We start from the raw sequence: 25,174 nt of genomic DNA on the forward strand, positions 1-25,174 counted from the left end.
TTGCTCCTGCGAAGGTCGTAAGCCCGGAACCGGGCGGACGCCTTGACGGCAGCACGGTCGCTGGCACATGGCTTCTGTGGCGTCTGCCGAAGTTGACGCGGATCAACCGGGCAGCACCGGCACGTTCTAGACTGCCATCCGGAGGAAACAGTGATGAATGGGTCAATGCCCCGGCATCACGCGGCCCGCGTCGAGGCCGCCATCGCGTCTGGCCAGGCGGCTCGGTCCGCGCTCGTGGCCTCGTGGTGCCGTTCCTCCAGATTGCATCATCTTGATCCGGGCGGCCGCACCGCGCCGATGCGGCTGACCGAAGCCGAGCTGCGCCAGGCGCGCGAGCGCATCGCGCCGCTTCTGGCCGCCGCGCAAGGCGCGATGGCCGCCAAGGCTCTCGGCGTCAGCCGCGCCACATTGCACCGGAAGCTGAAGCGGTTCGAGCTGAACCACTGAGCCGCTGCTTCTCAGCCGCCATTGCGGTGTCGAGCCGGTGGCTCGAAACGCAGGTCTCGTGCCCCGGACGCAGCGCAGCGCGTCCGGGACACGATGGTGATGCCTAGCCCATCACTGTCGCAGAACTGCGACAGGTCCGCTCCGCGATCGCGTCCGCCCGGGCTGACAGAGAACGCCTCCCGCATCATCGTCGGCGCAAGTCGCGGGTCACGCGACGACAAGCGCAAACAGCAAACATCGGGAGTGATCAATGAACAAGGTGGAATTCCTCGGCGTCACCAAAGTTCCCTTTGCCGAACGCTACGACAATTTCATCGGCGGTAAATTCGTCGCGCCGATCTCGGGCAAGTATTTCGACAACGCCTCGCCGCTGACCGGCCAGGTCGTTTGCAAGATCGCGCGCTCCGACGCGCAGGACGTCGAGGCGGCGCTCGATGCGGCGCATGCCGCCAAGGCCGCCTGGGGCCGCACCAGCGTCGCCGAGCGCGCCGCGATCCTGAACAAGATCGCCGACCGGATGGAGGACAATCTCGAGCGTCTCGCCATCGCCGAGACCTGGGACAACGGCAAGCCGATCCGCGAGACCCGCGCCGCCGACCTGCCGCTCGCGATCGATCATTTCCGCTATTTCGCGGGCGTCGTGCGCGCCCAGGAAGGCTCGATCGGCGAGATCGACCACGACACCATCGCCTATCATTTCCACGAGCCGCTCGGCGTGGTCGGCCAGATCATTCCCTGGAACTTCCCGCTGCTGATGGCCTGCTGGAAGCTCGCGCCAGCGCTCGCTGCCGGCAATTGCGTCGTGCTCAAGCCCGCCGAGCAGACCCCGGCCTCGATCATGGTCTGGGCCGAGATCATCGCCGACCTGCTGCCGCCTGGCGTGCTCAACATCGTCAACGGTTTTGGCCTCGAGGCCGGCAAGCCGCTGGCGTCCAGCCCGCGCATCGCCAAGATCGCGTTCACCGGCGAGACCACGACGGGCCGGCTGATCATGCAATACGCCAGCCAGAACCTCATTCCGGTCACGCTGGAGCTCGGCGGCAAATCGCCGAACATCTTCTTCAAGGACGTCACGGCGGAAGACGACGACTTCTTCGACAAGGCGATCGAAGGCTTCGTCATGTTCGCGCTGAACCAGGGCGAGGTCTGCACCTGTCCGAGCCGGGCGCTGGTCCACGCCGATATCTATGACCGCTTCATGGAGCGGGCGCTGAAGCGCGTCGCCGCGATCAAGCAGGGCGATCCGCGCGATGCCACCACCATGATCGGCGCCCAGGCGTCTAGCGAGCAGCTATCCAAGATCCTCTCCTATATCGACATCGGCAAGCAGGAGGGCGCCAAGGTGCTCGCCGGTGGCGGACGCACCCAGCTCGGCGGCGATCTCGCCGGCGGCTTCTACGTTCAGCCGACCGTGTTCGAGGGCCACAACAAGATGCGCATCTTCCAGGAGGAGATCTTTGGTCCCGTGGTTTCGGTCACGACCTTCAAGACCGACGAGGAGGCACTCGCGATCGCCAATGACACACTCTACGGCTTAGGAGCCGGCGTCTGGAGCCGCGATGCCAATCGCTGCTACCGCTTCGGCCGGGAGATCCAGGCGGGTCGCGTGTGGACCAACTGCTACCATGCCTATCCCGCGCATGCGGCCTTCGGCGGCTACAAGCAGTCGGGCGTCGGGCGCGAGACCCACAAGATGATGCTCGACCACTACCAGCAGACCAAGAACCTCCTGGTCAGCTACAGCCCGAAGAAGCTCGGCTTCTTCTGATCGGGAATGCCGCACGCATGAGGCCGTCGTGCCCGGGCTTGTCCCGGGCATCCACGTCCTTCGTGCCGCGGGGCAAGGCGTGGATGGCCGGGACGAGCCCGGCCATGACGCTATCGAGGCGAATCCGCACGCGCACCCTGGCGCGCATAGATTTGTTGCCCGATCAGCGCCAAAGATTTTCCATTATTTCGATCACGTTGCAGTGCGGCATAATGAAAGTCGTGCGATGCCGCCGCGGTGCTTTCCAAGGGCGTTTGACTTGGGTTAGAGAGGGCGAAAGTTTTCTCTGACCCGGAATTCCTATGGCCGCACCCAAGAAAGCCGCCGCAAGCACTTCACAGGACAAGTCCGACGGCGGTTCGCCACCGGAATTCACCAGGGAGCAGGAGCTCAAGGCGCTCCGCGACATGCTCCTGATCCGGCGGTTTGAGGAAAAGGCCGGCCAGCTCTACGGCATGGGCGCGATCGGCGGCTTTTGCCACCTCTATATCGGCCAGGAGGCCGTGGTGGTCGGCATGCAGATGGCCCTGAAAGAGGGCGATCAGGTCATCACCGGCTATCGCGATCACGGCCACATGCTCGCCACCGGCATGGACGCCAACGGCGTCATGGCCGAGCTCACGGGCCGCCGCGGCGGCTATTCCAAGGGCAAGGGCGGCTCCATGCACATGTTCAGCAAGGAGAAGCACTTTTACGGCGGCCATGGCATCGTCGGCGCCCAGGTCTCGCTCGGCACCGGTCTTGCCTTCGCCAATCACTATCGCGGCAACGGCAATGTCAGCGTCACCTATTTCGGCGACGGCGCGGCCAACCAGGGCCAGGTCTATGAGAGCTTCAACATGGCGGAGCTCTGGAAGCTGCCGGTGATCTACGTCATCGAGAACAACCGCTACGCCATGGGCACCTCGGTCTCGCGCGCCTCGGCGCAGCAGGATTTCTCCAAGCGCGGCGTCTCCTTCAACATCCCCGGCAAGCAGGTCGACGGCATGGACGTCCGCGCCGTCAAGGCCGCGGGCGAGGAGGCGGCGGCCTGGTGCCGCGCCGGCAAGGGGCCCTACATCCTGGAGATGCAGACCTACCGCTATCGTGGCCACTCGATGTCCGATCCTGCAAAATATCGCACGCGCGAGGAGGTCGAGAAGGTCCGCCACGACCAGGATCCGATCGAGCAGGTGCGCAACCGCCTGTTGGCGGCCAAGGTCAGCGAGCAGGACCTGAAGGCGATCGACGCCGAGGTGCGCGACATCGTCAACGCCTCTGCCGATTTCGCCCAGCATGATCCCGAGCCGGACGCCGCCGAGCTCTGGACCGACGTTTACCGCTGAACGCGCGCAAGCTTTCTTTTGGAGAAGATATGCCAATTCAAGTGCTGATGCCCGCGTTGTCGCCCACGATGGAGAAGGGCAACCTCGCCAAATGGCTGAAGAAAGAGGGCGAGACGATCAAGTCCGGCGACGTCATCGCCGAGATCGAGACCGACAAGGCGACGATGGAGGTCGAGGCGACCGATGAGGGCACGCTCGGCAAGATCCTGATCCCCGAGGGCACCGCCGACGTCGCGGTGAACACGCCGATCGCGACCATCCTCGCCGACGGTGAGAGCGCTGCTGATCTTGCCAAGGCGCCGGCCCCCGCCAAGCAGGAGAAGGCTGCCGAGTCGGCGCCGCCTGCGGCGGCCAAGGCCGAAGTGCCGCAGCCCAAGGCTGCGCCGTCTGCACCGCAGGCCGTCGCCGAGCCCGATCCGGAAGTGCCTGCCGGCACCGAGATGGTGACGCAGACGATCCGCGAAGCGCTGCGCGACGCCATGGCCGAGGAGATGCGCCGCGATCCCGATGTGTTCGTGATGGGCGAAGAGGTCGCCGAATATCAGGGCGCCTATAAAGTCACCCAGGGATTGCTCCAGGAGTTCGGCGCCAGGCGCGTGATCGACACGCCGATCACCGAGCACGGTTTTGCCGGTGTCGGCGTCGGTGCCGCGATGACGGGCCTCAAGCCGATCGTCGAGTTCATGACCTTCAACTTCGCCATGCAGGCGATCGACCAGATCATCAACTCCGCGGCCAAGACGCTGTACATGTCCGGCGGCCAGATGGGCTGCTCGATCGTGTTCCGCGGGCCCAACGGTGCCGCCGCGCGCGTCGCCGCGCAGCACAGTCAGGACTACTCGGCCTGGTACTCGCATATTCCGGGCCTGAAGGTGATCGCGCCATATTCGGCCGCCGATGCCAAGGGTCTGCTCAAGGCTGCGATCCGCGATCCCAACCCGGTGATCTTCCTCGAGAACGAGGTGCTCTACGGTCACACCGGCGAAGTGCCCAAGCTCGACGATTACGTGATCCCGATCGGCAAGGCGCGCATCGTGCGTTCGGGCAGCCACGTCACCATCATTTCCTGGTCGAACGGCATGACCTATGCGCTGAAGGCGGCCGACGAGCTTGCCAAGGACGGCATCGAGGCCGAGGTGATCGACCTGCGCACGCTCCGTCCGATGGACACCGAGACCATCATCAACTCGGTGAAGAAGACCGGCCGCGCCGTCACCGTGGAAGAAGGCTGGGCGCAAAGCGGCGTCGGCGCCGAGATCGCCGCGCGCATCATGGAGAACGCCTTCGATTATCTGGATGCGCCGGTCGCGCGCGTCGCCGGCAAGGACGTGCCGATGCCCTATGCCGCGAACCTGGAGAAGCTCGCGCTGCCCTCGGCGGCGGAAGTCGTCGAGGCCGCCAAAGCCGTCTGCTATAGGTAGACCATGGCGGGCCCCAGGGAGCAGCCACTGCCGCCGGACGTCATGACCCGCGAAGACGCGGTCGAGATCCTGCGCGTGTTCGTGCTGGACGGCGGGCTGTCGATGGCGTTCCAACGCGCCTTCGAGGAGCCCGACATGTGGGGCCTCCTGCTGGTCGATCTTGCCCGCCACGCCGCGCGCGCCTATGCGCGCGAGAGTGAATACACCGAGGAGGACGCGCTGAATCGGATCCTCGACATGTTCCAGGCGGAGATCGAGCGTCCCACCGACACCGGCACCACGACGCCGCGCGGCAAGGGGCACTGACCGTGGCGATCGAATCCTATCATTACGATTTCATGCTGGAGGCGATTCGCGAAGCGGAGGCCTCGATCGCGCAAGGCGGCCTGCCGATCGGCGCGGTGCTGACGCGCGACAACAAGATCATCGCCCGCGGCCACAACAACCGTGTTCAGGAGAACAACGTGATCCTGCACGGCGAGATGAGCTGCCTGCGCGAGGCCGGTGCGATCAAATTCCACGATACCGTCATGTACACCACGCTGTCGCCATGCTCGATGTGCGCCGGCGCGCTGGCGCTGTTCAAGGTCAGGCTGGTGGTGATCGGCGAATCCGTCACTTTCCCCGGCTCCAAGGACATCCTCGACAAGTTCGGCATCCCCTGGATCGATCTTGCCGACGACCGCTCCATCACCATGATGAAGAATTGGCGTTCCATCCCAGCCAATGAGCGCCTGTGGCAGGGCGACATCGGCAACTAAACCTGGTCTGTTCGTCTCCGCTGTCGGAAACGACGTTTTGCAAAGTTCTTCTTGAGGTCAGCATGCCCATCAACATCCTGATGCCCGCTCTCTCGCCGACGATGGAGAAGGGCAACCTCGCCAAGTGGCTGAAGAAGGAGGGCGACAAGGTCAAATCCGGTGACGTCATCGCCGAGATCGAGACCGACAAGGCGACCATGGAGGTCGAGGCGATCGACGAGGGCACGATAGCCAAGATCCTGGTGCCCGAAGGCACGCAGGACGTCCCGGTCAACGACGTGATCGCGGTGCTTGCCGGCGAAGGCGAGGACGTGAAGGCCGCGGGCGCTGCGAAGCCGACCGCCTCGGCTGCACCTCCCAAGGCCGCTGAAGCACCTGCTGCGGCGCCGGCGCCGGCACCTGCTCCGGCCGCACCGAAGGCGGCGCCGGCACCGGCCGCCGCACCGGCCCCGCAGGCTGCAGCTGCCGCCGTGCAGGGCAATGGCCATGGCGGCCGTGTGTTCTCATCGCCGCTGGCGCGGCGTCTCGCCAAGGAAGCCGGCATCGACGTGGCGATGGTCACCGGTACCGGCCCGCACGGCCGCGTGGTCGCGCGCGACGTCGAGCAGGCCAAGTCCGGCAAGGGCCTCAAGGCACCCGCCGCGGCGCCGTCGGGTGCGCCCGCGATCGCGCCGACCATGTCGGACAAGCAGATCCTGTCGCTGTTCGAGCCGGGGTCCTACGACATCATCCCGCATGACGGCATGCGCCGGACGATTGCCCAGCGTCTGACCGCATCGATCCAGAACGTTCCGCACTTCTATCTCACCATCGACTGCGACATCGGCAAGCTGCTCGCTGCCCGCGAGGAGATCAACGCCGCCGCGCCGAAGGACAAGGAGAAGAAGCCGCTCTACAAGATCTCGGTCAACGACTTCGTCATCAAGGCGATGGCGGTCGCGCTGCAGAAGATCCCGAACTGCAATGTGAGCTGGACCGAAAGCGGCATGGTCAAGCATCACCATTCCGACGTCGGCGTTGCGGTCGCGATGCCCGGCGGCCTGATCACGCCGATCATCCGGAAAGCGGAGACCAAGACGCTCTCGACCATCTCCAACGAGATGAAGGATTTCGCCGCGCGCGCACGTTCCCGCAAATTGAAGCCCGAGGAATACCAGGGCGGCACCACCGCCGTCTCCAACCTCGGCATGTACGGCATCAGCCACTTCACGGCCGTGATCAATCCACCGCATGCGACGATCCTTGCGGTCGGCACCAGCGAGGAGCGCCCCGTGGTGCGCGGGGGCAAGATCGAGATCGCGAACATGATGAGCGTGACCTTGTCCTGCGATCACCGCGCCATCGACGGTGCCCTCGGCGCCGAGCTGATCGGTGCGTTCAAGCAGCTGATCGAAAACCCCGTGATGATGATGGTCTAGAGCCGCCGCATGACGACGCGCTGGCCCTGGATATCGATGCTGCTGTCGATCATCATCCTCGTCAGCCCGCTCGGCACCGGCGTTCTGCGCGACGCCTTCTTCAGCGGCGAGCTGCTCTCGCGCAGCATTGCCCAGCCGATCGTCTTCATCGGTCTTGCGATCCTGATCTCGATCTGCGTCATCGAATGGCTGGTCAGGTCGATCATTTCAAAACGCCGCTCCGGCGGTGCAACGACCTCTTGAGTTGAACGGGAGCCGACATGGCCGATACATCCTTCGACGTCATCATCATCGGCTCCGGTCCCGGCGGCTATGTCACCGCGATCCGCGCCGCGCAGCTCGGCCTCAAGACGGCAATCGTGGAAAAATCCTATCTCGGCGGCATCTGCCTGAATTGGGGCTGCATCCCGACCAAGGCGCTGCTGCGTTCGGCCGAGATCTACCACTACATGCAGCACGCCAAGGATTACGGCCTCTCGGCGGAGAAGGTCTCGTTCGATCCGAAGGCCGTGGTGCAGCGCTCGCGCGGCGTCTCCAAGCGGCTGAACGACGGCGTCGGCTTCCTGATGAAGAAGAACAAGGTCAGCGTGATCTGGGGCGCCGCCTCGATCGACGCGCCCGGCAAGGTCACCGTGAAGAAGTCCGATGTCGAGGGTCCGAAGGGGGCGCTGGGCGAGGGGACGTATCAGGCCAAGCACATCATCGTCGCGACCGGCGCCCGGCCGCGCGTGCTGCCCGGCCTTGAGCCTGACAAGAAGCTGGTCTGGACCTATTTCGAGGCGATGATCCCGGAGCGGATGCCGAAGTCGCTGCTGGTGGTCGGCTCCGGCGCGATCGGCATCGAGTTCGCTTCGTTCTTCCACACCATGGGTAGCGACGTCACCGTGGTCGAGGTGCTGCCGCAGATCCTCCCCGTCGAGGATGCCGAGATCGCAGGTCTTGCGCGCAAGCGCTTCGAGAAGCAGGGCATTAAGATCATGTCCTCGACCAAGGTGACCAAGCTCGAGAAGAAGGCCGACAGCGTCGTCGCCACCATCGACGACGGCAAGGGCAAGCCCGTGACGACCGAGTTCGAGCGCGTGATCTCGGCGGTTGGCGTCGTCGGCAACATCGAAAATCTGGGACTCGAAAAGCTCGGCGTCAAAACCGATCGCGGCATCATCGTGGTCGACGGCTACGGCAAAACCAACGTTCCCGGCATCTACGCCATCGGCGACGTCTCCGGTCCCCCGATGCTGGCCCACAAGGCCGAGCATGAGGGCGTGATCTGCGTCGAGGCGATCAAGGGCCTCAATCCGCATCCCATGGACAAGAACATGATCCCGGGCTGCACCTATTGTCATCCGCAGGTGGCCTCCATAGGCCTCACCGAAGCCAAGGCGAAGGAGAGTGGCCGCGAGATCCGCGTCGGCCGCTTCCCCTTCGTCGGCAATGGCAAGGCGATCGCGCTCGGCGAGGACCAGGGCCTCGTCAAGGTGATCTTCGACAAGAAGACCGGCCAGCTGCTCGGCGCCCACATGGTCGGCGCCGAGGTCACCGAGCTGATCCAGGGCTACGTGGTCGCCATGAACCTGGAGACGACGGAAGAAGAGCTGATGCACACGGTGTTCCCGCATCCGACCCTGTCGGAGATGATGAAGGAAGCCGTGCTGGATGCGTACGGACGGGTGTTGAATATTTGACCGAGCGCCACCGCCGTCGTTGCGAGCGAAGAGAGCTGTTTGCAGAATAAGAAGGAAATCACCCATGCACGACAACGACAACCTCACCATCGAACGCCCGACCTTCGTCACCCATCTCGAATGCGCGATGGAAGGCGATCATTACGCGGCCGACCAGGTCCACAACCTCTCCAAGGCCGGCAAGCCGCTGCTCGTGCGCTACGACCTCGCCGGCGTGAAGAAGGCGCTGACGAAAGACGCGCTTGCCCAGCGGCCCGGCGACATGTGGCGCTACCGCGAGCTGCTGCCGGTGCGCAAATGCAAGGACATCGTCTCGCTCGGCGAAGTCACGACGCCCTTGATCCGGTTGCCCAAGCTCGGCGCAAAACTCGGTGGCGGCGAGATCATCGTGAAGGACGAGGGACGGCTGCCGACCGGCTCGTTCAAGGCGCGTGGCCTGGTGATGGCGGTGTCGATGGGCAAGGCGCTCGGCATCAAGCACATGGCGATGCCGACCAACGGCAATGCCGGTGCGGCGCTGGCGGCCTATGCGACGAGCTGCGGCATCAAGACGACGATCTTCTGCCCGGCCGATACGCCCGAAGTGAATGTCAGCGAGATCGAGCTGCAGGGCGCGACCGTCTACCGCGTCAATGGCTATATCGACGATTGCGGCAAGATCGTCGGCGAGGGCAAGGCCAAGGTCGGCTGGTTCGACACCTCGACGCTGAAGGAGCCATACCGCATCGAGGGCAAGAAGACGATGGGCCTCGAGCTCGCCGAGCAGCTCGGCTGGGACGTGCCCGACGTGATCTTCTATCCAACCGGCGGCGGCACCGGCCTGATCGGCATGTGGAAGGCCTTCGACGAGCTCGAGAAGATCGGCTTCATCGGCTCAAAGCGCCCGCGCATGGTCGCGGTGCAGGCCTCCGGCTGCGCGCCGATGGTGCGGGCTTTCGAGGCCGGCACCGAGCATGCGACGCGCTGGGAGGACGCCCACACCATTGCGTCGGGCATCCGCGTGCCGCAGGCGATCGGCGATTTCCTGATCCTGCGTGCAGTCCGCGAGAGCAAAGGCTTTGCCATCGCAGTCGACGACGACAAGATCTCGTCGGCGCTGAGCGAGGTTGCTCGCGAGGAGGGGCTTTTGCTGTGCCCCGAGGGCGCGGCCACCTATGCCGCTTACAAGGAGAGCCTTGCCGATGGTCGCGTCAGCAAGACCGACCGCGTGATGCTGTTCAACTGTGCCACCGGTCTGAAATATCCGCTGCCGCCGGTCACCCGCACGCTCGATCGCCACAAGCCGATCGATTACTCGCAGTTCTGACTTGCCTCTTCCTCTCCCCGTTCTCACGGGGGCGCGACGAGTTTCGCTCGCGCTGGGAGGGTTGGGGTGAGGGGCCTGTCTCCGCGAATGAGATCTTCGTGAGATCTGAACCCCCTCATCCGAATTGCTTCGCTTCGACCTCGCCCCGCAAGCGGGGCGAGGGGAAGAAAAACAAAACGACATCGCTGGGGAGAAGACAATGAAGAAGGCCGTCTGGGCTGCACTGATTGCTGTTCTCGCTGTGACCGGTGCCGCGCGCGCCGATGACTATCCCTCCCGTCCCATCACCATCATCGTGCCCTTCGCGGCCGGTGGGCCTTCGGATGCCATGGCGCGGGTGCTTGCCGAGCGGATGCGGGTGACGTTGGGGCAGCCGGTGGTGATCGAGAACGTCACGGGCGCGGGCGGCTCGATCGGCGTCGGCCGCGCCGTGCAATCGCCGCCGGACGGCTACACCATCTCCTTCGGCCACCTCGGCACCCATGTGGCCAACGGTGCCGTCTACAAGCTCAAATACGACCTCGTCGCCGACCTCGAGCCGGTGGTGCTGCTGCCGAGCAATCCGATGATCGTGGTCAGCAAGAACGCGGTGCCCGCGACCTCGCTGAAGGAGCTGTTGGACTGGCTGAAATCACGACCGTCGCCGCCGACTGCCGGCACCGCCGGTGCAGGCTCCGGCAGCCACATCGCCGGGGTTTATTTCGAGAGCGTCTCCGGCATCAAGCTGCAATACGTGCCGTATCGCGGTACTGCGCCCGCGCTGAACGACCTTATCGCCGGCCAGATCGATATCATCGTCGACCAGACCTCCAACTCCATCAACCAGGTCCGCGCCGGCACCATCCGCGCCTACGCCATCACAGACGACAAGCGCCTGGCCTCGGCACCGGAGATCCCGACCGCGGCGGAGGCGGGCCTCAAAGGCTTCACCATGACGCTGTGGTCCGGCATGTGGGTGCCGAAGGGGACGCCGAAAGAGATCGTGGTCAAGCTCAACGCCGCGGCCGTGGAGGCGCTGAACGATCCCGCGGTGAGGAAGCAGCTCGAAAACCAGGGCCTGGAGATGACACCGAAGGATCAGCTCACGCCCGAAGCACTTGGCACTCGCCAGCAGGCCGAGATCGCAAAATGGTGGCCGATGATCAAGGCGGCGAATATCAAGGTGGATTGAGGCGCGCGTCGTCAGGTCATCCAAACTCGGCGCTGACGGCCAGGCGATCATTGCGTGGATTCGTCGCCTGCTGCCAGCGCCACCTCCAGGCATTTCATCAGATCCGACGCGTTGAACGGCTTGTCGAGAAAGCAGGTTGCCCCGGCTTTGTGTGCACGCACACGTACGCTCTCGTCCGGGAACGCCGTGATCAGGATGAAGGGCGTCGCGGATCCCTGCGCGCGCATCTGCGTCAGCAGATCGATTCCACTCGTCACCGGCATCTGCACGTCCGCAATCACGCACGAGGTGCCGTGCGAGTCGGCCGAAGCCAGAAATTCGTGGGCGGAAGCGAATGTGTGTACGTTGTAACCGCGTGACTTCAGCAGATTGTTGATCGCGGCCCGCACGTAGGGGTCATCATCAAGCACTGAAATGACCGAGGGGACTGACAAGACGTCTGCTCCTTTCCCGGGAATACGCTTGCCGTCGCTGCGGCCACATTCAGGGTGGGCCCGCCAGACACCATTGGAAACTCATACTTAGGTTTGTATGTCGGATTTGTTTGGCCGAATCCCGAGCGCCTCGCTCATTCTCACCAGGTCGGCCAGCGATTTCGCGCCCATTTTCCGCATGATCTGGCCGCGGTAAATTTTGACGGTGATTTCCGCCAAACCGAGCTGGGCGGCCACTTGCTTGTTCATCAGGCCGGACGTCACCAGCGACAATACGTCTCTTTCCCGCGAGGACAATGACTCGAAGCGCGATCTGACGGTCGAGACCGTCCTGTTGAGGTCGCGTCGCTTGCGGTCTCGCTCGATCGCGGCCTGGACCGCGTCCAGAATGTCCTGGTCGCGAACCGGCTTGGTGAGGAAGTCGATCGCGCCGCTCTTCATGGCCCGAACGGTCATCGGAATATCACCATGGCCGGTGATGAAGATGATCGGCGTGTGGATATTTGCCTTGGCAAGATCGGCCTGCAGGTCGAGACCGCTAACTCCCGGCAGGCGGATGTCGAGCACGAGGCAACTGGGGACGTCTGGCGGCTTGGCCTGCAGGAGTTGCGGCGCAGAGCCGAATGCTTCGACCTTGAGGCCCACCGATTCGAACAGGTTGGTGAGCGCGCGGCGCATGGACGCGTCGTCGTCGACGATGAAGACGATCGGCTGATCGCCATCCTCCCCGGGCGGCGAAGATTGCGCGCGCTCGGTCACGATGCGTCCTCGCGATGCAGCGGCAGGGTGATCTGAAAAGTCGCTCCGTGCTCCTGGTTCGGCATGGCGGAAAGTCGCCCGCCATGGGCCTCGATGATCGAGCGGCAGATCGACAGGCCCATGCCCATGCCGCTGGACTTCGTGGTGAAGAACGGCATGAACAGGCGGTCCATCGCCTGTTCGTCGATGCCGGCGCCGCAGTCGGATACGCTCACCAGCACCGCGCCATTGTCGTCGGTCGCTGAACGGATCGCCAGCTCGCGCGGGCGGTCATCGATGCCTTCCATGGCCTCGATCCCGTTCTTGATCAGGTTGATCAGGACCTGCTGCAATTGAATTCGATCGCCAAAGATCCTGGGCAGTGTCGACGACAGCTCCATGCGAACCGACACGGCGTGGCTGGCCATCTCGCGCTGAACGAGCGCCACAGCCTCGCGCACGACCGCGCCGGCGTCGAGCGGCGCCATCTCGATATCGGAACGCTTGGCGAGCGCCCGAACGTGACGGATCACGTCGCTGGCACGCTTGCCATCCTCGATGATCCACTCCACGGAGCGGCGGGCCGCCTTGAGGTCGGGTGGACTGCGCTGCAGCCAGGCGAGGCAGGCGTCGGCGTTTGCAATCACGGCGGCGAGCGGCTGATTGATTTCGTGGGCAATGGACGCGGTCAGCTCACCCAGTGTCGTGACGCGTGTGACATGGGCGAGCTCGGCCTGGGCCTTGCGCAGTGCGTCTTCGGCCTGATCGGCCCGGATGGCCGCGGTCACGTCGGTGCAGACGCCACGATAGCCCAGGAAAGTGCCGTCGGCGTCGAAGAACGGCTTGCCGCTGGTCCGGACGTAGATCGGCTGACCGTTGCGGTCTTTGCTGCGATATACCAAGTCGCGGAACGGGATATGGGCATCGAGCGCCGCCCGATGTTGTCGCCATTTTTCGGGTTCGAGATCTGCGTCCGGAGCGATGTCCCAACGCGTCAATCCAATCAGGCCGGCGGGGGCGGTGTTTGTATCGGAGTGTTCCGATATCCGAGTAACCCGATGGTCCGGCCCCGTTTCCCAGAACCAGTCGGAGGCGGTTTCGGCGTAATCGCGAAAGCGCTGCTCGCTGTCACGAAGGCGGCGCTCCGCCTCTTTGGTCGCCGTGATGTCGGTCACCGATCCGACGAATTCCAATTGACCGCTCGCATCTCGCGTGGCCCGAGCCACCGCTCGGACGTACTTGATGGAGCCGTCGGGCATCACGAGCCGGTATTCGTGATCGTAATCCTTTCCCTCTCGGGCGGCCCGAGCCGTAGTCTGTTGCACTGCGAGCCGGTCGTCCGGATGGATCCGCGCGAGCATGAACGAGATCTTTGGCTTGGTTCCCTCGTCGCATTGAAAGATGCGGTAGGTCTCCTTGGACCAGGTGATCTCGCGGGTTGCGGCCTTCCAGCCGAAACTGCCGGTGTGGCTCAATTCCTGCGCCTGGGCGAGATAAGCCTCGCTCTGTCGCAGCGCATTCTCCGCTTCCTTGCGCTCGGTGATGTTCTCGCAGGCGACCAGCACGATTGGCCCGCCATTCGCCCGCAGCATGGTCTTGGCGTTCTCGCGCACCCATAGCACCGAACCGTCCTTGCGAACCTTCCGGATTTCCCAGGTGTGTGACTGATCAACAGTCTCAAGGCACAGCGCGATGCACGCGCGGACAGTAGCGCGATCTTCCTCGAAGAAGACATCCAGCACCGATCGGCCGATCAACTCCGCGGGCGTATAGCCCAGCTGCGCGGCGCCAAACGTGTTCACGTTCATGACAGTTCCGGCCGGGTCGACCATGAAGTACATGACCGGGTTGTGCTCGAAGACTTGCTGCCACTGCTTGACCGCTTCCAACAGACCGGCGTCACCGGGCTCAACGCGCGGCTTGGCAGTAACAGTGTGCCTGACACAGCCGACGAGGTATTGCGCGGCTGACTTCCCGAACGCTACTGCCCGGCCCGGCTTCATCGCAGACGCTCCCGGCGCTCTCTGCGTGAACGCAAGTAGAGCACGTTGCCGCCGAAGGAGCAATTCCAGCCAAAGTCGGACGGGCGGTCGCGACGGTCGTTGGAGTGGACTGCTCACCACCTTGTCCATTGCGGCGCATCAAGCATGCCGCGCCGGGCAGATTTTTCGCGGTGACGCTGCAGCCCGCGGGCCGTGCGCCGTCTCGTTGAATGCGAGGGCGGAGGCGGTGCGAGAGTCCATCCGGGCAAGTACGGGACAAACCTAGGTATAGCTTCTCCAATCCTAGTCATGTCGGCGATTTACTTCCGTACAATTGAGCGCTTCGTGCCGGGCGGACTAGCCTCGTGACCATCGGGAATGTCGACCACCAATCGCAGCGGTCGTACGGGTAGCGGGCTCAGACCTACGGGGCCGAAGCCTCTCACCGACCTGCAGCGACCGGGCACGAGGCCGTTCATTTCTCGAGAGGCAGCTGCGATCGCGGCAATTTACGACCCATGCGAGGTCGAACTGACAAAAGCGAGAGCAACAGAGGGAGAGAACAATGTGCGATACATCGGTAATTCCTGCGCGTCGCCCATCGGAGTTCGAGCGCTGCTCTTCGGTCAACGGCTGTGCGGTGTGCGGCGGCAAGTTCGGCCTGATCCGCCACTATTCGTGGCGTACCGCGCTCTGCTCCAAGAAGTGCGTCGATCGCTTCCGCACACGCCGCGAACGTGACCGCCGGTGGTTGTTCCAGGCTCAGGTCGCCTAAGGCTGAATTGGAGAGCTGACGTCGTTCCGAAGGTCTGATCCGGGAGCCCGTGCGTTGAACCGCCCATGCAAGCTCTTGTGCTCGATGGCTCTCCTCGGCTCCATTGCGGCGGTCCAGGCACAGGAGACGGAACACGGCGCCGCTCATCGCCAGCACCCGCCCCAGGACCAGGCGCTGCACGAAAAATTCTACTCGACCTGGCACATGCCGGACAATCCGAGCCTCAGTTGTTGCAACAGCGCCGACTGTTATCCGACCGACATCAAATACGTCGACGGTCAGATCTATGCCCGGCGCCGGGAGGACGGGAGATACATTCTGGTCCCACCGCAAAAGGTGGAGCGAAACAGGGATAATCCGGACGGCCGAAACCATCTTTGCGCTCCACCACCCGCACTGTCTCCGCTCGACAGCGTTTACTGCTTTGCTTTGGGAGGTGCCACATGAGATTTGCGTTCGTCCTCGTGAACGGCCGGACCCCGTTCCGGCAGACCTGGTGCATGCAGTGCCGCGAGCCGATCAGCGGCGGCTATCTCCGCGAGATCGCGACCCGGCTGCCTTACTGCGACCATCAGTGCTATGCGCTGTTCTGCGAAGCGCTCGCGAAAGATGGCGTGAGAGCGGCGTCATGAAGTTCGTGGTGGTCAATCACGAGCCCCCGTTGCACGCGGCCACGTGCAGCACATGCTCGCGGTCGCTCCGCTCCAGCTATGTCCGGCATGCGCGGACGCAGCGCCGTTACTGTGACTACGATTGCTACCGGCGCGACGAGCTCGTCACGTTGTTGATGCAATGGTCGGTGCCTCGGCGGACCGAGCCGTCTGCCGGCAACGTCGAGCTCACAGCCGGCAACATGATCGAGACGTTGGCGGTCCTGAGTGCCGTCTGGTGCTGGAGCTGCACGATCAACGCCTGGACCTTCGCGAGAGCCTTGACCGGCGCATATTTGGACGGTCGCGATCTGATCACGATGGGAGGAGGTGACACCTAGCTGCGCGGCTGCACTCGCGTGGAAGCCGCAGCACCCTATCCTTGCAGGCGGTGCGTCCAGCCCCGGCGGCGCCGACTAGGGAGCGGGTGCTGCGGCAGCCGCGGGTGCCGTTACACCGGCCTCGTGCGTAACCACGCGCTGGTCGCTCTTGCCGGCGACCAAGCCGCTGCCCTCGAACCTTGCGCGGTAGACCTGCACGTTCTCCATCACGCGCTGGACGTAGTTGCGGGTCTCCGACAGCGGAATGCGCTCGACCCAGTCGACCGGATCGACATTGGGATCCCTGGGATCGCCGCGCGCCTGCACCCATTCGCGCACCCGGCCGCGGCCGGCATTGTAGCCGGCAAAGGCCATGATCTGGTTGCCGCGATATTCCGACAGAAGCGCGCTGAGCTCGGCCGCGCCCATCTGCGTGTTGTAGACGGGATCGGAGACCATCCTGTCCCAGTCATAGGTGAGGCCGAACCGTTTGGCGGTGTCGCGGCCGGCTTCCGGCGTCACCTGCATCAATCCGACGGCATTGGCCGGCGACTTGTCGCGCTGATTGAACGAGCTCTCGGTGCGCGCCACCGAATAGATCACGCTGGTCTCGATCGCGGGCGCGACCTGCTTGTGCTCGGGGATGCCGATGGTCGGGAAGGCGTAGTGGTCGAGCGCGAACCCGCGCGCCAGCGCCGATTTGCCGACCTCCAGCATCACGCGCGCATCGTTGCGCCGGCCGGCAAGCTCGGCGAGCGCTTCGAGCGCCACGACGTCGGTGCTCTCCTGGGCAAAATCCTCGGCGTAGTAGAACGCCACGTCGCGCTCGCCGATGGCGTAGAGCATGTCGGCCGCGCGCACGCGCTCGTCCGTTGGCTGCGTATCGGCCGAGGCCAGCACAGGCGAGGGCGGACGCAGCTCGATCCGGTCGAGGCCGAGCTTTGCGCGGGCGAGCTGGCCGTAATAGGCCGTCTGATAGCGCGCCGCCGCCCGATAGCTCATGCGCGCATCGGCCGTCGCGCCCATGGCCTCGGCGGCGCGGCCGCGCCAGTAATGGGCCCGCGACAGCGCGATCGGATTGACCGAACCTTCGTCGATCGCGGCGAAGTGCACCATCGCCGTCTTGGGATCGTCGAGATAGCGCAGCGCGATCCAGCCGCACATGAAGTGGTAGTCGATGCGGTAGACTTCCTTATCAGGCACCGCGGCGGTGCGCACCACATCATAAGCAGTCTTGAACTTGCCCTGGTCGAGCAGCTTGCGCGCGAGCAGGCGACGCTCGCGCCACCAGGCGTCGGTGTCCTGGGCCGCCAAGGTGTCGGGCGCGGCGGCGAGGATCACCTCGGCAGCGTCGTCGATGCGGTCCTTCTGGAGGTGCCATTGAGCGCGGCACAGCACGTAGCCGAGATCGCGGCGCGCGTCGGCGGAGACGTCATCGAGAAAGTCCTTGGTCTTGCTCGCCTTGCCGGTGACCGCCGCGCAGGCCTTGACGATCGCGAGCGCATCCTCACCGAGCCGTTTGGCCGCGCGCCTGGCGCCGGCATAGTCCTTGGCGCCGAGACGCTTGTCCATGCGGGCCCGATGATCGTCCGCCGTGAGGAGATCGCGGAACGCCTCGTAGGCGTCCTCCTCGCTGCGCTCCGATAATTCGTCCATGCGCCAGGCGTCGCGCACGAGCCGTGCAGCCCTGTCGGTCTCGCCTTCGGTGAGCAGCACGCGAGCGAGTGCGAACTTGCCCTTGGCGCTGGTCGGCCGGTCCATCGTGAACTTGTGCACGGTGGCGGCGTCAAGCTTCTCCTGCCACAGCCGCGCCTCCGCGCGCCGGCGCAAGAGCGCGCTGCTTGGCCAGTCCGGATTGGCGGCGAGGAAGGCGGCGTAACGCTTGAAATTCGCGGTGCTCTCGGAATGGCGCAGCATGAACCAGTCGGCGAGCTTCTGTCCGGCGGGGTCGGCGATGCGGTCGCGCGCTGCGCTCGCGTCATCCGTCTTGCCCTTGCGCGCGAGATCGATGGCATCCTTCAGCGCGGCGAGATCGCCGGTCAGCGGCGGCGCTGCCGGCTTGTCCGCGGGCTCGTCGACCGTCTTTTTCGGCTTGCGCTTGGCCTCGGCGTGCTTGCCGCGTCGCGCTTTGCCGTCGGAGGCATGGCGGTGCTTGCCGGCTTTCGCCTCATGCGCCTTCTTCGGCGCGGAGGATTTTTGACTGCTCTTCGCCGCCAGTTGAGTAGGAAGGAAGGCCATCGCGGCCACGGCAACGACACACGCGAGCGAGCGTAGGCACTGGTTCATTCGATGGTCCCCCTGCGAAACCACTACAAACCAAGGTCCGCGACGACATGCGGCTTGCGAATCAACGATGCATCAGCGTCGTGTCGCATCCTCAAGCTGTCGCAACAATGCGGCAAAATACGGATTGGAACTGGGGAACTTCCGAAATGGCGGAAGAGGGGTTGTGTCTTTAATCTTCGTTAACGATTGGGCGGGACGTCAGGACGGCGCAGATTGCGCGTGTTCCCACAGCTAAATCCGTGTATGAGTTCCCTCGCTCGTCCTTTTGGCCTCCGCGCCTATGCCGATTTTCAACCAGTCGATCCGGCGCAAGATCGTCGGCATCGCCCTCGGATTGATCGTCCTGATGCTGGTCACCTCGGTCCTGTCGATGGTGATGTCGAGCCAGGTCGGCGTCCTCCTGGCCGAGCTCACCAACCGTTACATCCCGGCCTACAGCCATCTGGCGCGTGCCAATATTCGCTCGCTCGAGCGGGGGCTGGCGTTGCGGCGGATGATCATGACCAGGATGGAGGCACCGTCGGACGAGGAGGCCTACGCGGCGCGCGTTCGCGATTTCGAGGTCTCGGACCGCAAGATCGAGGAGGAGGCGGAGGCCGCGCGCAAGCTGATCAACGCGATCATCGACGACCCCAGGACGTATTCCGACAATGCTGCGCTGGGGCGTATCGATATCCGCATCGAAACCGCCGTCGCTGAGTTGCGCCGCGACCTGAGTGAGGACCATGCGAAGCTCCTCAAGCAGGTCGACGCGAGGCAGATGACCGAGGCCCGCGGCACGCTGGAGCACATCGACGTGCTGCGCGACCAGTTCAACCGGAAGATCGATGCGATCCGCTCCGACATGCTGACGCAGGTCTTCTTCTCGACATCGCAGGTGATCAGCCGCCAGCATCAGGCGATCATCGTCTCGGGCATCGTGACCTTGCTCGCGGCGATCGTCGGATTTGTCTTTGCGCTGCTGGTGAGCAGCGGCATCACGCGCCCGGTACGGCTGCTGCTGGCCGGCACCCGCGAGGTCGAGGCGGGCCGGTTCGACAAGCCCATCACCGTCTCGACGCAGGACGAGATCGGCGAGCTCGCCGCGGCCTTCAACCGCATGATCGAGCAGCTGCGCCGCAACGAGCGTATCCGCGAGACCTTCGGTCGCTACATCGACCCGAAGGTGGTGCAGGGTCTGATCGACCGGCCGGAGGTCGCCATCGACGGTGAGCGCCGGGTGATGACCATCATGTTCTGCGACATGAGCGGCTTCACCTCGATGAGCGAGGGCATGACCCCGCGCGGCCTCGTCAAGGTGATGAACCACTATTTCACCGTGATGTCCGCTCCCATCAGGAGCAATCGCGGCGTCATCGACAAATATATCGGCGACGCCATCATGTCCTATTGGGGCCCGCCCTTCATCGAGGAGGACGAGCAGGCGCTGCTCGCCGGCCTTGCCGCCGTCGAGATGGCCGACCAGGTGCCCGCGCTGCAGAAGCAGCTGCCGGATCTGCTCGGCATCCGCGCCATGCCGGCGCCGTGCGATCTGCGCATCGGCATCGCTACCGGCGAGGTCCTGACCGGCAGCATCGGCTCCGAGCTGATGATGAGCTTCACCGTGATGGGCGACGCCGTGAATCTCGCCGCGCGGCTCGAGGCAGTCAACAAGGTCTACGGCACCCGCATCCTGATCTCGCAGCCGACTGCGGATGCGATTGGATCGCGGCTCGAATTGCGCGAGATCGATCGTCTGGCGGTCGCGGGTCAAAGCGCGCCGCAGGCGATCTTCGAGGTGATGGCGAAACCGGGCGCGCTTACCGATGCGCAAGTGAGCCTGCGCAGGCACTATGCCAAAGGTCTCGCCGCCTATCGTGCCCGGCGCTTCGACGAAGCCCGTGCCGCCTTCAACGCGGCACTCGAGGCGGTGCCTGGTGATGGCCCGTCGCGCGCGATGCTCGGCCGCATCACCCGGTTTGCGGCCAATCCGCCGGATGCCAATTGGGATGGCGCCTGGCGGCTGGAGCAGAAATAGCCACGCCTCCGGTCCGGCATGCCGGGCCGGAAAAAAAGATGCTAGTTCATAACGATGTTCGCCGTGACCTATTTCCCGGGCTTAGGTTTGACGTCCCTCAGGCGTCTTATGGGGACACGCCGATGACACATCTCGAGGACAGGCTCGAACGGTTCGAGACGCTCACCGCCGAATGCGAGCTGATTGCCAAGCTCGCCACCGACAGCACCAAGCGCGAGTTCTATTTGAGGCTCGCGGAGCAGTACCGCCAGCTGGCGGGAGATATGCGGCAAGCGATCGCGACCAGGGCTGCGGCCTAAGCCGTCTGCAATCCGTTCTTAACGTTTGGCGCGCATCCTTGAAGCATGCGGGCGTCGCTGAATCGGCGACGGCTCGTGGTGGGAAGGCCGGGGCTCGTTGCAATGCAGCGTGCCTCGCGAGTGTCGTTGCCATGCCTGATAGGGCAATCCCATGCGCCTCGTTGCAGTGGTCATATTTGCGCTCATGACGGCGGCCTGCGATCAGGAGCAGGACATCACCGGCACGACGAATTCGACCTGTCCGATGCGGAACTACAGTTACAATCCACGCGACATGAACCAGTGCGTCAGCGCCTGCAAGGCGTGCGACCGCGGCACGACGGTCACCTGCACGACCTCCTGGACCCTCAAGGGAGCTCGCTGAGCGGAACCACCTGCTTTGCAGGGATCGCAACCGCGCGAAGAGGTTGCTGAAGTCGCAGCGCCACTCGCCCACGAGACTTGACGCTTGCGGATGCGGGAACCGATAGCGACCCGAGGTCAAAGGCTGGCGGTGCTTGGACACCGGAACGATTCACATGAATTAATCATTGAATGGGGCGGGCAGGCGCGGAGTCCGATGGAATGGGTATGCTCGATCCAGGTCGATTTCTGGTGTCGTGCTCGCATTGCGATGCCTGGCCGATGGCGGCCAATGTGAAGCGGACGAGCTGGTCTGCGTCCCCGCACGAGGTCCGCTTTGTCTGCACGCGCTGCCGCCGCGAGGAGACCGCGATCGTCTCCGCGTCCGGCGAATTGACGCCTGTCAAACGCGTCGATGTCCCGCCACACGATGTCGCTGTCGCCTGGGCCCGGGCCCAGCGTTTGCGCGGGCGGACCTGAGCGGCCGGCGGCGCCTCGGGACGTCGGGGGCGGGCTGTGGATCAGAGCGGGCGGACTGCACTGTCAATCCGATCCTGTTCTACAACACCAATCTCGATCCGACCCGCCGTTATGGCTCGGAGACCAGTGTCTCCTATCGCATCAACGATGCAGTGCTGGTGCGTTCCGGCGTGGCCTATATGCGAGCTGTCTTCCGCGAAGGCAGCTGGGCAGGCAACGACTTGCCGCTGGTGTCGCGCTACACCGCAAGTGCAGGCGTCACCTGGAACATCTGGCAGAATTACCTTGTATTCGACGCCATCGCCCGCTTTTGGTGCGAGCGCCGCATGGACAACGATCAGGCGGGAACGCAGAAGCCAATCCCTGCGGATGGCACGATCGACCTCAAGCTCAGTGGTCGCTGCTCGTCGTCACCGGTGCCTGGCTCGTGAACCAGACGATCGGCTTCAGCGCGTTCTACGCCATCGTTGCCTGTATCGCTTCTCTGTCAACCCACGGGCGCGAAAATATTCCACTTTACCGAAATTCGGAATTGGCGTATGTATCGCCCATCCCGGCTCATTCTCGAGGGGCGATCATGGAGGTCGTCATTGTCGCGAGCCGGGCTTGCGGTGGACGCAGCAGCGTCGTGTACGAGATGTCAAGGGCAGGGCGGATTGCTCTCCGTGAGCCCGAGGCTTCGTGCGGACGAGCGGCGCTGTCAGGTTCGTCGCGTCAGCATTTCGGTGGCAACGTGCACAACGCCGTCGAACCCTGTGGCGCCAACGAGCCGTGCGTACGGCAAAACCGTGTGGTCCTGGCCGTCGTTGCTACGGTCAAGCGCTTGCGGATGCGGCAGTCGCGTCAACCGGCGCGGCTGCCGGTGAATTCCGCGAGCGTGAGGGAGGCCAGAAGGAATTCGGCTCCCGGGAGAGCGCGGCATAAGCCGTCCGACCATCGCGCAGGGAAGGCCGAGTGATTGGCACCACCTGTATGCTGCTGTGCGGTCTCCTTTGCGCGTGCTTTTCGCGCAGCAGACCGCGGGTGCGAGGTCAGCACCCGGTCTTCCCCATAGGCGTTAAGGTAGCGCGAGCATCGATTGATACGGACGTTTTCGAGGAGGCTCGCGCAGGTGCCGCCCAAGCGCTCGCTTTCTGCGGCGAAAGCAACGGATGGTTGGTTGTGGAATGATCGCTTGTAGCAAGGATGCAACGAGTTGTTGCAAAACACGCCAAGCGCCAGGTGCCGTCAGGCGGCCTGCGTTCAGCGGGGAGAGTCCTCGAAGTCGCGGGCAAGCGGCTCGAGCAGCAGGATGATCAAGAGGTGTGCCAGCAAGTAGGGCTTGGCGGAGCGCGGATCGGTTCCAGGTGGCGTCTTGAGACCAATCAGACTCTTCAGTCGCTTGAAGCCAAGTTCGATGCGCCATCGCAGTCGATAGAGCGCGAGTACATCCTTGGTGGAGAACTCGTCCCGCGCGAGCGACGTGACCAGAATGACCCAATCCGCGGCTTCCAGAGTTTCTTTGGAGATGACGCGGTTTTCGTCTTGTGCGTCGCGCCGGGCTTTACGGCGCGAAGCCGCGACTGCACCGGCGGGCTTCTTGACTGCGACCAGACGCATAGCCAGAGGCGCACCGTCCTTGCGTTTGATCCAAATCCTCCGATCGATCAGTCCGTGCGCCTTCGCCGCACGCAATTGGGCCATCAGATCGAACGCAAGGCCTTTGGCATCAAGCCAACGTGCGTTCTTCCAGCCCGCTCGGATCAAAACGTCTGCCCCGGCGTCGCGCACAGCGGCGATGCGGTCAGGTTGTAGATAAGCGCGGTCAGCAATGCGGATCTCGTTCTTGACCACCGGTATCCGGTCAAACGTTTCGCCTTCTTGCTGATCTGTCAGCTCGAAGTGACCAAAGCGCTCATATGGCAGATCGAATGCACTATGAACGCGCCAAAGCTCACTGTTCCTGCGCGCAGCCGGTCCTGCCTGAGGCACTGTCGTCGCATCGATAATGCGGATCAGGCGGCCTCGGCTCGCTTTCGGGGCTGCCGCAGCGAGCAAGCCCTCCACCAGCACTGCAAACCAATCGCCACATTGACGCAGGCGATAGAACAACGCCACGCTGCTGAGGTCGGCAAGGCCAACAGAAGCGGCCCACGCGGCTGTCGATCTCAACCCTCTTTCACCCAGACAATAGGCCAGCATCAGCCGAAGTAACGACACCGCATCTGGAATTTGGCGCCGCCGCACGAAAGCCTTCGTCTGGCGCGCACTTATTTCAAGCTGCGCAGCCCCGCCGAGCTGCGTAACCACTCTCGTCCAGTCCTCGTTCAGAAGCGATTCGTCTGCCATCCCGCCTTGGAATCACGTGTGATTCCAACACTCAAGAACAAACTTAACGCCTATGCGGCCTTCCCTGCGCCCTTGTGTCCCGAAATCTGCCAGAATGTGGCAACGGGCGGTTGGATCAGAACCGCCCGTTGCCGGAACTGAGCCCGTTGCGCCCAAAGGCGACAGAGCCTGCTAAAGAGCAAGGGACAGCTCCGGTGTCTTCCTGAACCCGAACAGTTGCAAGGGCTGCGAGCCCGTACCAGGCAAGGAAGGGAGTGGATGATGACACAAGACGATCTGGTTGTCGTCGGCATCGATGTCGCTAAAGACAAGATTGATGCGTGCATTCGGACCGTAACGGAGCGGAAGACTTGCCCAACAACCGCGGCGGGGCGACGGAGCTTGATTGCATGGCTTCGCAAGCATCAGGTCGGCAAGGCAGTGATGGAGGCAAGCGGCGGCTACGAGCGGGTATGGGCCAAGGCGTTGCGCCAAGCAGGGCTGGAAGTACGGATCGTCGATCCCAAACGGGTTCGCCACTTTGCGGAATCGGCGGGACGCCTTGCGAAAAATGACAAGATCGACGCGGAGATGATCTCCTGGTTCGCCGAGACATTCGGCGAGGCTCCCAGCCAAGTCGACAATCCCGCTCACGAGGAGATGAAGGCACTGGTGAAGGGACGCCAAGGCCTGCTTGACGTCAGGGCTCGCCTGGAAATGCAGAAGGAGCATGAGGCGCCGGCCCTTGTTCAGAGGCTCGCGCGCGTCTTCTTAAGAAGCTGGCTGACGAAATCGCCGCGCTCGAGACCGCGATCGCGGCGACGATCAAGACAACGCCGGACTTTGCCAAACGTGCCGAGATCATCCAGAGCGTACCAGGCTTTGCTGAGGGGACCGCAATGGCGCTGCTTGGAGGACTACCGGAGCTGGGGCAGGTGAGCGACGAAGTTGCCGCCGCGTTGATGGGCGTTGCTCCTTATGACGACGATAGCGGCAAACGTCGAGGTGAACGCTGCATCAAGGGTGGCCGCCGCTGGGTGCGAAATGCCCTCTACATGCCCTGTGTCGGTGCCGCAACGCTGAACAATCCGGTGTTCAAGGCCTTCTACGAACGGCTGATTGCCAAGGGCAAGCCGCCAAAGGTCGCGATCGTCGCCTGCATGCGCAAGCTGATCATCATCCTCAACACCATGATCGCGCGCGGCGAGACGTGGGATCCGAAGAAATACAGGGTGGCCTGACGAG

At 63.9% G+C, this 25,174-nt stretch carries 25 protein-coding genes and 2 pseudogenes; 22 read left to right on the forward strand and 5 right to left on the reverse strand.

Annotated elements, in window-relative coordinates:
* Positions 1 to 153: 153 nt before the first annotated feature.
* The 12 genes and pseudogenes from P6U27_RS17115 to P6U27_RS17170 all read left to right on the forward strand — a co-directional run.
* A pseudogene (locus P6U27_RS17115) lies at positions 154 to 375 on the forward strand (sigma-54-dependent Fis family transcriptional regulator); the annotation flags it as partial.
* Entirely contained in the window at positions 373 to 447 is a 75-nt protein-coding gene (locus tag P6U27_RS17120; protein WP_407194452.1) for a helix-turn-helix domain-containing protein, read from the forward strand. The pseudogene P6U27_RS17115 and the gene P6U27_RS17120, both read left to right, overlap by 3 nt.
* Positions 448 to 697: 250 nt before the next feature.
* Complete coding sequence (adh, locus tag P6U27_RS17125; RefSeq protein ID WP_122403101.1) at positions 698 to 2,215, forward strand: aldehyde dehydrogenase; 1,518 nt, start codon at positions 698 to 700, stop codon at positions 2,213 to 2,215.
* Positions 2,216 to 2,517: 302 nt separating this feature from the next.
* Entirely contained in the window at positions 2,518 to 3,540 is a 1,023-nt protein-coding gene (pdhA, locus tag P6U27_RS17130; RefSeq protein ID WP_122403103.1) for a pyruvate dehydrogenase (acetyl-transferring) E1 component subunit alpha, read from the forward strand.
* 29 nt (positions 3,541 to 3,569) lie between these two features.
* A complete protein-coding gene (locus P6U27_RS17135; protein ID WP_122403104.1) occupies positions 3,570 to 4,961 on the forward strand; it encodes a pyruvate dehydrogenase complex E1 component subunit beta in 1,392 nt (463 codons plus the stop codon).
* A gap of 3 nt (positions 4,962 to 4,964) precedes the next feature.
* The gene (locus tag P6U27_RS17140; protein WP_122403105.1) at positions 4,965 to 5,267 is read left to right on the forward strand and encodes a DUF5076 domain-containing protein; all 303 of its coding nucleotides are present in this window, start codon (positions 4,965 to 4,967) and stop codon (positions 5,265 to 5,267) included.
* A gap of 2 nt (positions 5,268 to 5,269) precedes the next feature.
* Complete coding sequence (locus tag P6U27_RS17145; protein WP_122403106.1) at positions 5,270 to 5,722, forward strand: nucleoside deaminase; 453 nt, start codon at positions 5,270 to 5,272, stop codon at positions 5,720 to 5,722.
* 62 nt (positions 5,723 to 5,784) lie between these two features.
* Positions 5,785 to 7,140 carry a pyruvate dehydrogenase complex dihydrolipoamide acetyltransferase gene (locus tag P6U27_RS17150; protein WP_122403107.1) on the forward strand — a complete coding sequence of 452 codons (1,356 nt, stop codon included), beginning with the start codon at positions 5,785 to 5,787 and terminating at the stop codon, positions 7,138 to 7,140.
* Between the two features lie 9 nt (positions 7,141 to 7,149).
* Positions 7,150 to 7,383, forward strand: a complete 234-nt coding sequence (locus P6U27_RS17155) for a hypothetical protein (protein ID WP_027574345.1) — start codon at positions 7,150 to 7,152, stop codon at positions 7,381 to 7,383.
* A gap of 17 nt (positions 7,384 to 7,400) precedes the next feature.
* Positions 7,401 to 8,822, forward strand: a complete 1,422-nt coding sequence (gene lpdA, locus P6U27_RS17160; RefSeq protein WP_407194319.1) for a dihydrolipoyl dehydrogenase — start codon at positions 7,401 to 7,403, stop codon at positions 8,820 to 8,822.
* 64 nt (positions 8,823 to 8,886) lie between these two features.
* Positions 8,887 to 10,128, forward strand: coding sequence for a threonine synthase (locus P6U27_RS17165; protein WP_122403109.1), 1,242 nt, complete (start codon positions 8,887 to 8,889; stop codon positions 10,126 to 10,128).
* A 199-nt stretch (positions 10,129 to 10,327) separates the two neighbouring features.
* Positions 10,328 to 11,299, forward strand: coding sequence for a tripartite tricarboxylate transporter substrate binding protein BugD (locus P6U27_RS17170; RefSeq protein ID WP_122403110.1), 972 nt, complete (start codon positions 10,328 to 10,330; stop codon positions 11,297 to 11,299).
* Positions 11,300 to 11,346: 47 nt separating this feature from the next.
* On the opposite strand, the gene P6U27_RS17175 is transcribed toward P6U27_RS17170, so the two are convergent.
* The 3 genes from P6U27_RS17175 to P6U27_RS17185 all read right to left on the reverse strand — a co-directional run bounded on the left by P6U27_RS17175 (position 11,347) and on the right by P6U27_RS17185 (position 14,474).
* Positions 11,347 to 11,733, reverse strand: coding sequence for a response regulator transcription factor (locus P6U27_RS17175; protein ID WP_122403111.1), 387 nt, complete (start codon positions 11,731 to 11,733; stop codon positions 11,347 to 11,349).
* Positions 11,734 to 11,820: 87 nt separating this feature from the next.
* Positions 11,821 to 12,492: a response regulator transcription factor gene (locus P6U27_RS17180; protein ID WP_244607990.1), complete on the reverse strand. Its 672-nt coding sequence runs from the start codon at positions 12,490 to 12,492 to the stop codon at positions 11,821 to 11,823.
* Positions 12,489 to 14,474, reverse strand: coding sequence for a PAS domain S-box protein (locus tag P6U27_RS17185; RefSeq protein ID WP_122403112.1), 1,986 nt, complete (start codon positions 14,472 to 14,474; stop codon positions 12,489 to 12,491). The genes P6U27_RS17180 and P6U27_RS17185 overlap by 4 nt, the downstream gene beginning before the upstream one ends.
* A gap of 544 nt (positions 14,475 to 15,018) precedes the next feature.
* Here P6U27_RS17185 and P6U27_RS17190 point away from each other — a divergent pair.
* The 3 genes from P6U27_RS17190 to P6U27_RS17200 all read left to right on the forward strand — a co-directional run bounded on the left by P6U27_RS17190 (position 15,019) and on the right by P6U27_RS17200 (position 16,219).
* Positions 15,019 to 15,228 carry a hypothetical protein gene (locus P6U27_RS17190; protein ID WP_244607991.1) on the forward strand — a complete coding sequence of 70 codons (210 nt, stop codon included), beginning with the start codon at positions 15,019 to 15,021 and terminating at the stop codon, positions 15,226 to 15,228.
* A 443-nt stretch (positions 15,229 to 15,671) separates the two neighbouring features.
* Positions 15,672 to 15,860, forward strand: coding sequence for a hypothetical protein (locus P6U27_RS17195; RefSeq protein WP_122403114.1), 189 nt, complete (start codon positions 15,672 to 15,674; stop codon positions 15,858 to 15,860).
* On the forward strand, positions 15,857 to 16,219 hold the full coding sequence (locus P6U27_RS17200) for a hypothetical protein (protein WP_122403115.1): 363 nt from the start codon (positions 15,857 to 15,859) through the stop codon (positions 16,217 to 16,219). Before P6U27_RS17195 ends, P6U27_RS17200 begins: the two co-directional genes overlap by 4 nt.
* Positions 16,220 to 16,294: 75 nt before the next feature.
* Here P6U27_RS17200 and P6U27_RS17205 read toward each other — a convergent pair whose 3' ends face one another.
* Positions 16,295 to 18,484 carry a lytic transglycosylase domain-containing protein gene (locus P6U27_RS17205; protein ID WP_122403116.1) on the reverse strand — a complete coding sequence of 730 codons (2,190 nt, stop codon included), beginning with the start codon at positions 18,482 to 18,484 and terminating at the stop codon, positions 16,295 to 16,297.
* Between the two features lie 280 nt (positions 18,485 to 18,764).
* On the opposite strand from P6U27_RS17205, the gene P6U27_RS17210 reads away from it, so the two are divergent.
* The 5 genes and pseudogenes from P6U27_RS17210 to P6U27_RS17230 all read left to right on the forward strand — a co-directional run.
* Positions 18,765 to 20,501: an adenylate/guanylate cyclase domain-containing protein gene (locus P6U27_RS17210; RefSeq protein WP_122403117.1), complete on the forward strand. Its 1,737-nt coding sequence runs from the start codon at positions 18,765 to 18,767 to the stop codon at positions 20,499 to 20,501.
* Between the two features lie 122 nt (positions 20,502 to 20,623).
* Entirely contained in the window at positions 20,624 to 20,800 is a 177-nt protein-coding gene (locus P6U27_RS17215) for a hypothetical protein (protein WP_164937104.1), read from the forward strand.
* Between the two features lie 151 nt (positions 20,801 to 20,951).
* Entirely contained in the window at positions 20,952 to 21,164 is a 213-nt protein-coding gene (locus P6U27_RS17220) for a hypothetical protein (protein WP_407194320.1), read from the forward strand.
* A gap of 200 nt (positions 21,165 to 21,364) precedes the next feature.
* On the forward strand, positions 21,365 to 21,622 hold the full coding sequence (locus P6U27_RS17225) for a hypothetical protein (RefSeq protein ID WP_122406651.1): 258 nt from the start codon (positions 21,365 to 21,367) through the stop codon (positions 21,620 to 21,622).
* A 65-nt stretch (positions 21,623 to 21,687) separates the two neighbouring features.
* Positions 21,688 to 22,020, forward strand: a pseudogene (locus P6U27_RS17230) (TonB-dependent receptor domain-containing protein); the annotation flags it as partial.
* Between the two features lie 844 nt (positions 22,021 to 22,864).
* On the opposite strand, the gene P6U27_RS17235 reads toward P6U27_RS17230, so the two are convergent.
* Complete coding sequence (locus P6U27_RS17235; RefSeq protein WP_407194321.1) at positions 22,865 to 23,950, reverse strand: IS4 family transposase; 1,086 nt, start codon at positions 23,948 to 23,950, stop codon at positions 22,865 to 22,867.
* Positions 23,951 to 24,211: 261 nt separating this feature from the next.
* On the opposite strand from P6U27_RS17235, the gene P6U27_RS17240 reads away from it, so the two are divergent.
* Positions 24,212 to 24,868: a transposase gene (locus P6U27_RS17240; RefSeq protein ID WP_407194453.1), complete on the forward strand. Its 657-nt coding sequence runs from the start codon at positions 24,212 to 24,214 to the stop codon at positions 24,866 to 24,868.
* Positions 24,829 to 25,170, forward strand: coding sequence for a transposase (locus tag P6U27_RS17245; RefSeq protein ID WP_244608010.1), 342 nt, complete (start codon positions 24,829 to 24,831; stop codon positions 25,168 to 25,170). Before P6U27_RS17240 ends, P6U27_RS17245 begins: the two co-directional genes overlap by 40 nt.
* Positions 25,171 to 25,174 lie beyond the last annotated feature (4 nt).

The sequence above is a fragment of the Bradyrhizobium sp. STM 3566 genome (assembly GCF_045571445.1).
GTDB lineage: Bacteria > Pseudomonadota > Alphaproteobacteria > Rhizobiales > Xanthobacteraceae > Bradyrhizobium > Bradyrhizobium vignae.